The 12,481-nt window shown below is 64.5% G+C and carries 10 protein-coding genes and 3 tRNA genes; 10 read left to right on the top strand and 3 right to left on the bottom strand.

Annotated elements, in window-relative coordinates:
* Positions 1-16: 16 nt before the first annotated feature.
* On the bottom strand, positions 17-340 hold the full coding sequence (gene fdxA / locus CYJ07_RS17460; RefSeq protein WP_104204999.1) for a ferredoxin FdxA: 324 nt from the start codon (positions 338-340) through the stop codon (positions 17-19).
* A 167-nt stretch (positions 341-507) separates the two neighbouring features.
* On the bottom strand, positions 508-3,096 hold the full coding sequence (gene mutS / locus CYJ07_RS17455; RefSeq protein ID WP_104204998.1) for a DNA mismatch repair protein MutS: 2,589 nt from the start codon (positions 3,094-3,096) through the stop codon (positions 508-510).
* A gap of 156 nt (positions 3,097-3,252) precedes the next feature.
* Between mutS and CYJ07_RS17450 the strand changes: the two genes are divergently transcribed.
* From CYJ07_RS17450 to CYJ07_RS17405, 10 genes are all read left to right on the top strand, one after another.
* The gene (locus CYJ07_RS17450) at positions 3,253-4,347 is read left to right on the top strand and encodes a mechanosensitive ion channel family protein (RefSeq protein ID WP_104204997.1); all 1,095 of its coding nucleotides are present in this window, start codon (positions 3,253-3,255) and stop codon (positions 4,345-4,347) included.
* A 144-nt stretch (positions 4,348-4,491) separates the two neighbouring features.
* A complete protein-coding gene (locus tag CYJ07_RS17445; protein ID WP_104204996.1) occupies positions 4,492-5,004 on the top strand; it encodes a CinA family protein in 513 nt (170 codons plus the stop codon).
* Between the two features lie 156 nt (positions 5,005-5,160).
* The gene (gene recA / locus CYJ07_RS17440; RefSeq protein ID WP_104204995.1) at positions 5,161-6,225 is read left to right on the top strand and encodes a recombinase RecA; all 1,065 of its coding nucleotides are present in this window, start codon (positions 5,161-5,163) and stop codon (positions 6,223-6,225) included.
* Between the two features lie 31 nt (positions 6,226-6,256).
* A complete protein-coding gene (locus CYJ07_RS17435; RefSeq protein WP_104204994.1) occupies positions 6,257-6,739 on the top strand; it encodes a regulatory protein RecX in 483 nt (160 codons plus the stop codon).
* Positions 6,740-6,915: 176 nt separating this feature from the next.
* Positions 6,916-9,525, top strand: coding sequence for an alanine--tRNA ligase (gene alaS, locus CYJ07_RS17430; RefSeq protein WP_104204993.1), 2,610 nt, complete (start codon positions 6,916-6,918; stop codon positions 9,523-9,525).
* Between the two features lie 96 nt (positions 9,526-9,621).
* Positions 9,622-10,872 carry an aspartate kinase gene (locus CYJ07_RS17425; RefSeq protein ID WP_104204992.1) on the top strand — a complete coding sequence of 417 codons (1,251 nt, stop codon included), beginning with the start codon at positions 9,622-9,624 and terminating at the stop codon, positions 10,870-10,872.
* 236 nt (positions 10,873-11,108) lie between these two features.
* Positions 11,109-11,309: a carbon storage regulator CsrA gene (csrA, locus tag CYJ07_RS17420; RefSeq protein ID WP_104204991.1), complete on the top strand. Its 201-nt coding sequence runs from the start codon at positions 11,109-11,111 to the stop codon at positions 11,307-11,309.
* A gap of 100 nt (positions 11,310-11,409) precedes the next feature.
* Positions 11,410-11,502, top strand: a tRNA-Ser gene (locus tag CYJ07_RS17415).
* Between the two features lie 33 nt (positions 11,503-11,535).
* Positions 11,536-11,612: transfer RNA gene (locus tag CYJ07_RS17410), tRNA-Arg, on the top strand.
* 114 nt (positions 11,613-11,726) lie between these two features.
* Positions 11,727-11,803: transfer RNA gene (locus CYJ07_RS17405), tRNA-Arg, on the top strand.
* A 238-nt stretch (positions 11,804-12,041) separates the two neighbouring features.
* On the opposite strand, the gene CYJ07_RS17400 is transcribed toward CYJ07_RS17405, so the two are convergent.
* On the bottom strand, positions 12,042-12,481 hold a 440-nt coding region (locus CYJ07_RS17400), incomplete at its 5' end, for a tRNA-dihydrouridine synthase (protein WP_197038419.1).

Raw genomic sequence — 12,481 nt, 5'->3', positions numbered from 1 at the left:
TAGCCGAGTAGGAGGCTCAGCGCTCCAGGTACTGTAGCTTGCCGGTTTTACCGTCCCACTCCTCCGCATCTGCGGGCGGATCCTGCTTCTCGGTGATGTTGGGCCACACCTCGGACAGCTCGGCGTTGATGGCGATGAACTCCTCCTGGCCCTCGGGCAGCTCGTCCTCCGAGAAGATCGCCTCGGCGGGGCACTCCGGCTCGCAAAGGGCGCAGTCGATGCACTCGTCCGGATGAATCACCAGGAAGTTAGGGCCTTCGTAGAAGCAATCCACCGGGCAGACCTCGACGCAGTCGGTGTACTTGCATTTGATGCAGTTTTCGGTGACGACAAAGGTCATTGCCTGTCTCCCTCCTCGCGGCCGGGCGTGGGGTGCGATTCCCGGGGCGGTGTTGATGGTATCAGCCTTAGGCCTAAGTGTTATAAAGAGCGGCTTTCTTATGAATAGGACTGCGCTAAACGCATCATTCTAGTCATGCCTCCGCGCCGGAGCAAGCCGCGTGGCGCCTACAGTTGCTCGCGCCAGGCATAGATCAGTTCCAACGCCTGGCGCGGTGTCAGCTCGTCCGGATTCAATCCGCCCAAGGCGTCGAGCAGCGGATGGGGCGCGGTGGCGAACAGATCGTTCTGCAAGGGGGCAGGGCTGCTGTCGTGCCGGGGCCCGCCGCGGCTGCTCTGATCGATCTCCTGCTGTTCCAGTTGGGACAGCTTGTCGCGTGCCCGGGTGATGACCGATTGCGGAACGCCGGCCAGCTGTGCCACCTGCAGGCCATAGCTCTGGCTGGCGGGACCCTCTTCCACGCGGTGCATGAAGACGATGCCGTCGCGGTGCTCGGCGGCGGTGAGGTGCACGTTGGCCACTCCCTCGGCCTGATCGGCCAAGGCCGTCATCTCGAAGTAATGCGTCGCGAATAGCGTGAACGCCCGCGTGCGGGTCAGGTGTTCGGCACTGGCCCAGGCCAGTGACAGGCCGTCGAAGGTGCTGGTGCCACGACCGATCTCGTCCATCAGCACCAGGCTATGGTCGGTGGCGTTGTGCAGAATGTTGGCGGTTTCGGTCATCTCCACCATGAAGGTGGAGCGTCCGCCGGCCAGGTCGTCCGACGAGCCGATGCGGGTGAAGATGCGATCCACCGGACCGATGCAGGCCTCGTCGGCCGGCACGAAGCTGCCGGTATGGGCGAGCAGGGTGATCAGCGCCGCCTGTCGCATGTAGGTGGATTTACCGCCCATGTTGGGGCCGGTGATGACCAGCATGCGACGCTTGTCGTCGAGCACCAGGTCATTGGGAACGAAGGGGCCGTCGCTGACGTGCTCCACCACCGGGTGACGTCCGCCGCGAATCTCGATTCCAGGTGCCTCGAGCAGCTGCGGCCGCGTGAAGCCGAGTGCCTGGGCGCGCTCGGCGAAGGTCGTCAGCACGTCCAGCGCGGCCAACGCCCGGCCGGTGCTCTGCAGCGGGCCGAGTTCGACATTGAGCGAATCGAGCAGGCCATCGTAGAGCAGCTTCTCGCGGGCCAGGGCGCGCGACTTGGCCGACAGCGCCTTGTCCTCGAACTCCTTGAGCTCGGGAATGATGAAGCGCTCGGCATTCTTCAGGGTCTGGCGACGGATGTAATCGGCCGGCGCCTCGCGGGCCTGGGCCCGGGGTATTTCGATGTAATAGCCGTGAACGCGGTTGTAGCCCACCTTGAGTCCGGCCAGCCCGGTGCGCTCGCGCTCCCGTGTCTCCAGCTGCACAAGATAGTCGCCGGCATGCTCGGCGAGCCCGCGGTAGTCGTCCAGCTCGGCGTCGAAGCCTTCGCGAATCACGCCGCCGTCGCGGATCACCACCGGCGGATTGTCTATCAGGCCCCGCGCGAGCATGTCGGCAAGCGCCGGGTAGAGGCGGATATGATGAGCCAACTCGTCCAGCGCGGTTCCTTCACCGTAGTCGGCGAGCTCACGTTGCAGTTCCGGCAGCGCCAACAGGGCGTCGCGCAGGCGCGCGAGATCGCGAGGGCGAGCGCTGTAGAGCGCCACCCGCGCGAGGATGCGCTCGACGTCGCCGATCGCCTTGAGCAGCTCGCGCAGCGCCACGAAGCCTTCCCGCTCGAGTAGCAGGGCGACTGCCGCCTGGCGCCCCTGCACCTGGCTGCGGTCACGCAGCGGGCGGTTAAGCCAGCGCTTGAGCAGTCGCGACCCCATGGCGGTGGCGGTGGTATCGAGCACGCTGGCCAACGTGTTGTCGCCACCGCCGCCCAGGTTGATGTCGATCTCCAGGTTGCGACGGCTGGCGGCGTCGATGACTACGGCGTCGTCGCGGCTCTCCACGCCCAGCGCGGTGACATGGGGCAGGCGCGAACGCTGGGTGTCGCGCGCATACTCCACCAGGACGCCGGCCGCGGTGAGGGCGGCCTCGAGATGGGCACAGCCGAAACCGCGCAGGTCCTGCACCTGGAACTGGTCGCACAAGAGGCGCGTGGCGCTATCGAGATCGAACAGCCAGTCGCTCTGTCGGCGCAGCCCCTGGCGCCCCTCCAGGCTGGGTGGCAACGAGAGGCTGTCGGGCACCAGCAGCTCGGCCGGGTCAAGGCGCTGGAGCTCGGCGAGCATGTCGCCTTCGCCTTCCACCTCGAGCACGCTGAAGCGGCCGCTGGAAAGCTCCAGCCAGGCGATGCCCCAGCACTCGCCGGCGGGGTGCACGGCCACCAGCAGATTGTCGCGGCGGGCGTCGAGCAGCGCCTCGTCATAGAGCGTGCCCGGCGTGACGATGCGTACCACGCGACGCTCCACCGGACCCTTGCTCGCTGCCGGGTCGCCGAACTGTTCGCAGATTGCCACCGACTCGCCTGCCTTCACCAGGCGGGCCAAGTAACCTTCGGCACTGTGATAGGGCACGCCGGCCATGGGAATCGGCTTGCCCGCGGACTGGCCGCGCTGGGTCAGGGTGATGTCGAGCAGGGCGGCGGCGCGCTTGGCGTCGTCGAAGAACAGCTCGTAGAAATCGCCCATCCGATAGAACAGCAGCACGCCGGGGTGCTCGCGCTTGATCTTGAGATACTGGGCCATCATCGGCGTATGGGCCGGCATGGCCGTCTTGACCGCGTCGTTCATGCGTTCGTGGCTGGCTCGTCGGTTGCGTGAGGCATCGGAGGGACAAGATTATCACGGTCTGCCACCGGGCTTCATGCCTGCGCGGCGGAACTCTCCATGCAGTTTTTATTGAATTGTCCATACTGACTGGCGCTGTCGAGTCACTCGGGAGGCATTATGGAAAGGGAACTTTGGTACGACTGGCTGAACCAGCCGGCCCCGATCATGTTCCTGGCGATAGTGGGCATCACCACCGTCAGCTACATCGTGCTGCGCCTGGCGCTGCGCATGCTCGTGGCGCGTATCATCGACTGGTCTTCCCACGGCAGGCGGCGCTGGCGGCGCTACGCCGCCCATGTCTTCGAGCACACCAGCCGCCTGCTCGTGGCCGTACTGGCGCTCCAGATCGCGCTGGCCGTGGTAGAGCTGGATCCCGTCTGGGAGGCGCGCATCAGTCACTTCTGGTTCCTGGTGCTGGCGTTCCAGTTCGGCCTGTGGGTCGATGCCGCGCTGGCCTTGTGGAAAGAGGACACCATCCACAGTGAGGCGGGGCGCGACAACCAACTGACGGTGACCATGGTCGCCCTGATGTTCCGGGTCGCCCTGTGGGCCGTGGTGCTACTCTCCGTGCTGGCCAACTTGGGTGTGAACATCACCGCCTTTGTGGCAAGCCTGGGGATCGGCGGTATCGCCATTGCCCTGGCGGTCCAGACGCTGCTTGGCGACTTGTTCGCCTCCGCTTCCATCGGCGTCGACAAACCGTTCAAGACCGGTCATTTCATCGTCTTCGGCGATATTGCCGGCACTATCGAGTACATCGGTCTCAAGACGACCCGCGTGCGCAGCCTGAGCGGCGAGCAGATCATCATCTCCAATACCCGCCTGCTGCAGCAGACTATCCATAACTACAACCGCATGGACGAGAGACGCGTGGCGTTCAACGTGGCGCTCTCTTTCCGCACGCCGCTGGACAAGGTGCGCGACGTGCCGGAACTGATTCGGGAAGTCATCGAACCGATCGAGAAGACCCGCTTCGACCGGGCGCACCTGCGTTTCTTCGACGACTATGCCTTGAAGTACGAGGTCGTCTATTACGTGCTGAGTTCGGACTTCAACCTCTATATGGATGTTCAGCAGGCGATCAACTTCGGTCTGTTGGAAGCGTTCGAGGCGCGCGACATCAAGTTCGCCATGCCGGTGCGCTCGATCGAGTTCCTCGACGAAGTCCCGCTGGCGCCGCGCGAGGCCGCCTCCGTAGCGTCGCGGCAATGAGTCTCGCACCCAGGGATCGGCCGGCCGCGGGGCGTATGCAGCCGACAGGGCTGCTAGGGATGGCGCGCATGCGCTATGGTGGCAATACTTTCCTGACCACGCGGCCGGCGCCCTGTCGGCTCGCCACCACCGAGGAGCGATACGATGCCCCACAGCGCGTCCAGTCTGGCCAATCTCGATCTCGCTACCCTGGCCGAGCGTCTCGGGCGGCGCTGCCGCGAGCGCGGCGTCAGCGTCACGACCGCCGAGTCTTGTACCGGCGGAGGAGTGGCCAGTGCGATCACTTCGGTCGCCGGCAGCTCGGACTATTTCGAGACCGGCTACGTGACCTACTCCAATGCGGCCAAGGTGCGACTGCTTGAGGTGCCGGAAGCGACGATCGCCGAGCACGGGGCGGTTAGTCGCGAGGTGGTCGAGGCCATGGTGGCCGGCGCCTGCCGCGACAGCGGGGCGAAGCTGGGCGTGGCGATCAGTGGCGTGGCCGGCCCCGACGGCGGCACGCCGGAGAAACCGGTAGGAACGGTGTGGCTGGCCTGGGGAGATGCGGCGCGCCAACAGGCCGAGCGTTATCACTTTCCCGGCGACCGCCGTGCGGTGCGCGAACGCGCGGTGCGCGAAGCCATCGTGGGGTTGATCCGCTATCTGGAAGCCGAATAGCCATCGCATTCCTCGGGTGGCTAGCCGCGCGGCATTTTTTTCGCCATACTACTGTCCAACCATACAGTGTCCAGGCGAGCTCCCCGTCGGTAGCCCGCCGCTTCAATTACCGCGATTGCACCTGCGATCGTTTGCGAGTTCTGCGAGGAGAGCCTCATGGCACAGGATGAAAACCGCTCCAAGGCATTGAATGCCGCCCTTTCCCAGATCGAGCGCCAGTTCGGCAAGGGTACCGTGATGCGCCTGGGCGATGCACCGCGGGTCGTGATGCCCTCGGTGTCCACCGGGTCGCTGGGGCTCGATATCGCGCTGGGCATCGGTGGCCTGCCCTTCGGCCGGGTGGTGGAGATCTTCGGGCCCGAGTCGTCGGGCAAGACCACCCTGACCCTGTCGGTGATCGCCCAGGCCCAGCGCCAGGGCAAGATCTGCGCCTTCATCGATGCCGAGCATGCCCTCGACCCCAGCTATGCTGAGAAGCTCGGCGTCAATCTTGACGACCTGCTGGTCTCGCAGCCGGATACCGGAGAGCAGGCCCTGGAGATCTGCGACATGCTGGTGCGCTCCGGCGGCGTCGACGTGATCATCATCGACTCGGTGGCCGCGCTCACCCCGCGCGCCGAGATCGAGGGCGAGATGGGCGACTCCCATGTCGGCCTGCAGGCGCGCCTGATGTCCCAGGCGCTGCGCAAGATCACAGGTCACATCAAGAACGCCAACTGTCTGGTGGTGTTCATCAACCAGATCCGCATGAAGATCGGCGTGATGTTCGGCAGCCCCGAGACCACAACCGGCGGCAACGCGCTCAAGTTCTACGCCAGCGTGCGCCTGGACATCCGGCGTACCGGCTCGGTCAAGCAGGGCGACGAGGTGACCGGTAACGAGACACGCGTCAAGGTGGTCAAGAACAAGGTGGCGCCGCCGTTCCGCCAGGCCGAGTTCCAGATCCTCTACGGCAAGGGCATCTACCATGCCGGTGAGGTCATCGACCTGGGCGTGCAGTGCAACCTGGTCGACAAGGCCGGTGCCTGGTACAGCTACCAGGGCAACAAGATCGGCCAGGGCAAGGCCAACGCGGCGCAGTTCCTCGAGGACAACCCGGCAGTGATGGAGGAGATCGAGAGCCAGATTCGCGCCCAACTGCTGGCCACCGCCGCGCCCCGTGAGGAGGAAACCGAAGAGCCGGTGGCCGCCGACGCCGAGCATGGGGACGATCTGCTCTAAGCGTGCGGGTCCAAACGAGCTGTCCTGAACCATGTCGTTCGAGCCCGGCGCCCCACGCACCGCGTCCCCACGGGACGATGCCGTTCGCCTGCTGGCTCGGCGCGAGTATTCTCGCGCCGAGCTGGTGGCGCGCCTGTCGGCTCGCTCCCATTCTTCCGAAGCGATCGATACTTGCCTTGACGAGCTGATCGAGCAGGGTCTGCAATCCGACGCCCGCTTCGCTGAAAGTTTCCTGCGTTCGCGGGTGGCGCGCGGCCAGGGACCGCTGAAGGTCCGCGTCGAGCTCGAGCGGCGTGGCATCGAGCGTACTCAGGCCGCGGCGGCGCTGGCCGCTGCCGAACAGGCAGGCGAGGTCGACTGGTTCGAACTGGCCGCCGAGGCGTTGTCCAGGCGCTTCACCCACCCCGGCGACTCCCCCCGCGAGCGTGCCCGGCGCGAGCGCTTCCTGGCTGGACGCGGCTTCGATTTCGAACAGATCCGCTATGCTCTGGAGCGGCTCGGTCACGTCGACTAAGGCACAGGTATGAGCGACTACCCTTTAGTCGCTTGACAACTACGTTATAATGCTCCCCTTTGCGAACGCCCCGGGTGGCGCTCCTGACACGTTGCGGCTCACGTTTCTCGACCAGAAATGGCGGTCCGAAGCGCGCCTGCACGTCGGGTCACCACGCTCATCGCCACGGATACCCCATGAAAAGCGCAGACATCAGACAGGCCTTTCTGAGTTACTTCGAGGAGCACGGCCATACCGTCGTGCCATCGAGCCCCCTGGTGCCGGGCAACGACCCGACGCTGCTGTTCACCAATGCCGGCATGGTGCCATTCAAGGACGTCTTCCTGGGCCGCGACCCGCGCCCCTACGTGCGTGCCACCTCGTCCCAGCGCTGCGTGCGCGCCGGCGGCAAGCACAATGACCTGGACAATGTCGGCTACACGGCGCGTCACCACACCTTCTTCGAAATGCTGGGCAATTTCAGCTTCGGCGACTATTTCAAGCGCGACGCCATTCGTTTCGCCTGGACCTTCCTGACCGAACGCTTGGGTCTGCCGGCCGAGAAGCTGTGGGTCACGGTGCACGTCAGCGACGACGAGGCGGAGAAGATCTGGAAGGAGGAGATCGGCGTCGATCCGGCACGCTTCTCCAAGCTCGACGAGGACAACTTCTGGCAGATGGGCGACACCGGCCCCTGCGGGCCGAGCTCCGAGATCTTCTACGATCACGGTCCCGAGGTGTGGGGCGGGCCACCCGGTAGCCCCGAAGAGGACGGCGACCGCTACATCGAGATCTGGAACCTGGTCTTCATGCAGTTTGATCGCGATGCGGCCGGCAACCTCAATCCGCTGCCCAAGCCCTCGATCGATACCGGCATGGGCCTCGAGCGGGTCTCCGCGGTGATGCAGGGCGTGCATTCGAACTACGAGATCGATCTGTTCCAGAATCTGCTCGAGGCGGCAGCCCGGGCCACGGGGCGCCAGGATACCACGACGCCCTCGCTGCGCGTGATCGCCGACCATATTCGCTCCTGTGCCTTCCTCATCGCCGACGGAGTGCTGCCCTCCAACGAGGGGCGTGGCTACGTGCTGCGCCGGATCATCCGTCGCGCCATTCGCCACGGTCACAAGCTGGGCGCCAGCGAGCCGTTCTTTCACCAACTGGTCGGGGCGCTCGATGACGAGATGGGCGACGCCTATCCGGAGCTGCGCGAAGCACGCAGTCAGATCGAGCGCATCCTGCTCAAGGAGGAGGAGCAGTTCGCGCGCACGCTCGAGCACGGCATGAGCCTGCTGGAGGAGGCGCTGGGGGGGCTCGACGGCGAGGTGCTGCCGGGCGCGACGGTGTTCAAGCTCTACGACACCTACGGTTTCCCCTTCGATCTGACCGCCGACGTCTGCCGCGAGCGCGGCGTAACGCTCGACGCCGAGGGCTTCGAGCGCGAGCTGGAGGCACAGCGCGAGCGCGCTCGGGCCGCGAGCCAGTTCGGTGCCGACTACGGCGCCGCGCTGGAACTCGATGGCGAAACCGCCTTCACTGGCTACGATACGCTCGAAGATCGCGCCACGGTCACAGCCATCGTCGACCGCGAAGGCAATGCCCTGGCGGCGCTCGAGCCCGAGCAGCGTGGCATTGTGGTGCTCGACCGCACGCCGTTCTACGGCGAATCGGGCGGCCAGGTGGGCGACACCGGCTACCTGCACATTGAAAGTGGCCGCTTCCTGGTGACCGACACCCAGAAGCAGGGCGGTCATCACCTGCACCACGGCGTACTGCTCGAGGGCAGTCTTGCCGTGGGTGCCGAGGTACGTCCCCAGGTCGACGCCGGCCTGCGCGCGGCTACCGTGCGCAACCACTCCGCCACCCACCTGATGCACAAGGCGCTGCGTCTGGTGCTGGGCGATCACGTGCAGCAGAAGGGCTCGCTGGTCACGCCCGAGCGGCTGCGCTTCGACTTTAGCCACTTCGAGGCGATGACCCCCGAGCAACTGGCGGAAGTCGAGCGTCTGGTCAACGATCAGATACTCGCCAACGCACCGACGCGCATCGAGCAGATGACCCTGGACCAGGCCAAGGCCAAGGGGGCCGCCGCATTGTTCGAGGCCAAGTACGCCGACAACGTGCGGGTGCTGACCATCGGCGCCGACGACTTCTCCATCGAGCTGTGCGGTGGCACTCACGTAGCGCGCAGCGGCGACATCGGCTGCTTCCATATCGTCGCCGAGCAGGGCATCGCCTCCGGCGTACGCCGCATCGAGGCCATTACCGGCGAAGGGGCGCTGGCTCACTTCCGCGAGCAGGAGGCGCGTCTCGTGCGCATCGGCGAGCGCCTCAAGGCCAAGCCGGAGCAGGTCGAGGAACGCGTCGAGTCGCTGCTCGAGCGCAATCGCAGCCTGGAGAAGGAGCTCGAACGGCTCAAGGCCAAGCTGGCCAGCGCCGCCGGCAGCGACATGCTGAGCCAGGCGCGCGAGATCCGCGGCGTCAAGGTGCTGGCCACACAGCTCGAGGGCGTCTCCGGCAAGGAGCTGCGCAGCGTGCTCGACCAGCTCAAGAACAAGCTCGGCTCCGGTATCGTGGTGCTGGGAGTGGCCGACGAAGCTGCCGGCAAGGTGAACCTGATCGCCGGCGTTACCGACGACCTGACGGGACGCGTCAAGGCCGGCGAGCTGGTCAACCACGTGGCGTCGCAGGTCGGCGGCAAGGGGGGCGGTCGCGCCGACATGGCCCAGGCCGGGGGCAGCGATGTCGCCGGCCTGCCGGCGGCGATCGATAGCGTACCCGCCTGGCTGGAGTCTAAGCTGAACTGATCGCCGGGCCGGTGGCAGCGATGCCCCGGCCTTTGTGTTGAACGACTTTTCACTCTTCCGAGCGCGACCCGCTCGACAAGCGAGGGAAAACCGCAGATGGCATTGTACGTACAGAAGTTCGGCGGCACCTCGGTGGGCTCCGTGGAGCGCATCAAGGCCGTGGCCGAGAAGGTCAAGGGGTTTCGTGACGACGGCCACCAGGTCGTGGTCGTGGTTTCCGCCATGAGCGGCGAGACCAACCGCTTGATCGGCATGGCCAACGAGATCAACGACGAGCCTACGCCGCGGGAAATGGACATGCTGGTTTCCACCGGCGAGCAGGTCACCATCTCGTTGCTGGCCCTGGCCCTGCACAAGCTGGGCGTGCCTGCGACCTCCTACACCGGCTCGCAGGTGGGCATTCTCACCGACAGCGCTCACACCAAGGCGCGTATCCAGCGCATCGAGACCGACGAGATGCGCGAGGACCTCGACGAAGGCAAGGTGGTCGTGGTGGCCGGCTTCCAAGGCGTCGACGAGGAGGGCAACATCACGACGCTTGGCCGTGGCGGTTCCGATACCACCGGGGTGGCGCTGGCCGCCGCGCTGGGTGCCGACGAGTGCCAGATCTATACCGACGTGGATGGCGTCTACACCACCGACCCGCGCGTCTGTTCAAAGGCCCAGCGCCTCGACTCGATCACCGTCGAGGAGATGCTCGAGCTGGCCAGTCTTGGCTCCAAGGTGCTGCAGATCCGCTCCGTCGAGTTCGCCGGCAAATACAATGTCCCGCTGCGCGTGCTGTCCAGTTTCCAGGATGGCCCCGGTACCCTGATCGTTGCTGAATCCGACCAAGATGAGGACTCCATGGAAGAACCGCTGATTTCAGGTATCGCCTTCACCTCCAACGAGGCCAAGCTGACCCTGCTCAATACGCCCGACGTACCGGGTGTGGCGTCCCGCATTCTGGGGCCGATCGCCGATGCCAATATCGAAGTCGACATGATCGTGCAGAACGTGGCGCCGGCCGGCGACTATACCGACTTCACCTTCACCGTGGCCAAGGGCGATTACAAGAAGACGCTGAAGATTCTGCAGGAGCAGGTCATCCCCGATCTGGGTGGCGGTGAAATCAATGGCGACGACAACATCGCCAAGGTGTCCCTGGTCGGCGTAGGCATGCGCTCACATGCCGGTGTCGCCTCCAAGATGTTCCGCGTGCTGGCCGACGAGAACATCAATATCCGCATGGTTTCCACTTCGGAGATCAAGATCTCGGTTGTCATCGACGAGAAGCAGATGGAACTCGCCGTTCGTGCCCTGCATACTGCTTTCGGATTGGACAAGAGCGATATCGAAAGCGAATAGGAAGTTACCAGAAAACTAACAAGGTAGAGGCGACCGCAACGGGAAGTTTCTTCTACGCTAGGGAAGGCTGCGCCTCATGGGAGGTGGCATGAATGTTTCATTCAACGTGCCTCCCTGGCATGGTGTAATCGGTGGTAATGCACAGTAAACTCCGTGTCACTTAAAAGTCGTAGCAGCCTGGCGTCGAATGGATCGACGCGCATCCCGTTGCTAGTCGTCTGAGAAGGAGATCAGTCATGCTCATCCTGACCCGTCGTGTCGGAGAAACCTTGATGATTGGTGATGACATCACCGTCACAGTCCTTGGCGTCAAGGGCAATCAGGTCCGCATCGGTGTCAACGCGCCCAAGGATGTCGCCGTACATCGCGAGGAAATCTATCAGCGCATTCAGCGCGAGAAAAACGACGGTGAGGGAGGTGGCGGTACGTCCTCTTAAGATTACTGCATCGCCCATACGTTCAGTTACGAGAAACAAATAGCTGAATAAGCTGGACAAAGGCGGGCGGAAACGATAGGATATGCGCCGTGTCGTTGAGGGAGAGGTGGCCGAGTGGCTGAAGGCGCTCCCCTGCTAAGGGAGTATGGGGTTTATAGCCCCATCGAGGGTTCGAATCCCTCCCTCTCCGCCATGCGACATGTGCCATTGTCAGAAGCGTAACGATGCGCCCGTAGCTCAGCTGGATAGAGTACCTGACTACGAATCAGGTGGTCGGAGGTTCGAATCCTCCCGGGCGCGCCATGGCAGCGGAGATCAACGTCTGAACCGAAGACGTTCCGCCATGCCATTGAATCATCGCAGTGCAAACCGTGAGTTTCGCTGCACGTAATGGCAGCAGCATGCGGTATACCGTCAGCGCCCGTAGCTCAGCTGGATAGAGTACCTGACTACGAATCAGGTGGTCGGAGGTTCGAATCCTCCCGGGCGCGCCAGATTCCGACCCGTCCTCGCCTCGAGGGCGGGTTTTGCGTTCTATAGAGGTCCGAAAGCACGCCCGGATTTCCTCGATTCTACTGGCGGCATCGACCTGCCTCGGCAGCGTCGATCGCGCGATCGTTTGGTGCCCTCGTCATCGATGGCACCCTTTTTTTGCCCGGTTTTCCCCTTCTCTGCCTTGACCCGTCTGTGCCGCACGATGGTCCAGATAGCCCTCATGCCGCTGGCACGCGCTCAGGCGGGGGTGAGGGTCGTGCCGGTCCCGACAGTGGCGTCTCGGTCGAGGGCGGAAAGCAGGGTGTCGAGATCGGTTAGCCGCTTCACCTCCTGGAAGCGGAGAGCCGCTTCGGTGTCGCGCTGGCGCATGTGGTTGAGCCATTGCTTGATCAGCGACGTGACAAGACGGTCCGGTAATATGCTACGCTGCAACGCAGCAAAATCGGTGAGGATATCGGCACGTGCCTGCCAGGGCGTCGTCGGCAGCCGCTCGCCAGTGGTGAGCCAATGGCGGATGCGTGGGGCCAGCCAGGGGTCGGCCAGCGCGCCGCGGCCCAGCATGACGTCGCGACAGCCGGACAGCGTTCGTGCCTTCCAGTAGTCCTCCAAGGTCCAGATGTCGCCATTGGCGACAACCGGTATGGCGAGGTGGAGGCGAATGCGGCCGATCCACTCCC

Source organism: Billgrantia saliphila (assembly GCF_002930105.1).
GTDB lineage: Bacteria > Pseudomonadota > Gammaproteobacteria > Pseudomonadales > Halomonadaceae > Halomonas > Halomonas saliphila.
This window is presented reverse-complemented; position numbering and strand designations above follow the sequence as displayed.

Coding starts and splice junctions, on each gene's coding strand:
- fdxA (WP_104204999.1), bottom strand. CDS start 340: ATGACCTTTGTCGTCACCGAAAACTGCATCAAATGCAAGTACACCGAC.
- mutS (WP_104204998.1), bottom strand. CDS start 3,096: ATGAACGACGCGGTCAAGACGGCCATGCCGGCCCATACGCCGATGATG.
- CYJ07_RS17450 (WP_104204997.1), top strand. CDS start 3,253: ATGGAAAGGGAACTTTGGTACGACTGGCTGAACCAGCCGGCCCCGATC.
- CYJ07_RS17445 (WP_104204996.1), top strand. CDS start 4,492: ATGCCCCACAGCGCGTCCAGTCTGGCCAATCTCGATCTCGCTACCCTG.
- recA (WP_104204995.1), top strand. CDS start 5,161: ATGGCACAGGATGAAAACCGCTCCAAGGCATTGAATGCCGCCCTTTCC.
- CYJ07_RS17435 (WP_104204994.1), top strand. CDS start 6,257: ATGTCGTTCGAGCCCGGCGCCCCACGCACCGCGTCCCCACGGGACGAT.
- alaS (WP_104204993.1), top strand. CDS start 6,916: ATGAAAAGCGCAGACATCAGACAGGCCTTTCTGAGTTACTTCGAGGAG.
- CYJ07_RS17425 (WP_104204992.1), top strand. CDS start 9,622: ATGGCATTGTACGTACAGAAGTTCGGCGGCACCTCGGTGGGCTCCGTG.
- csrA (WP_104204991.1), top strand. CDS start 11,109: ATGCTCATCCTGACCCGTCGTGTCGGAGAAACCTTGATGATTGGTGAT.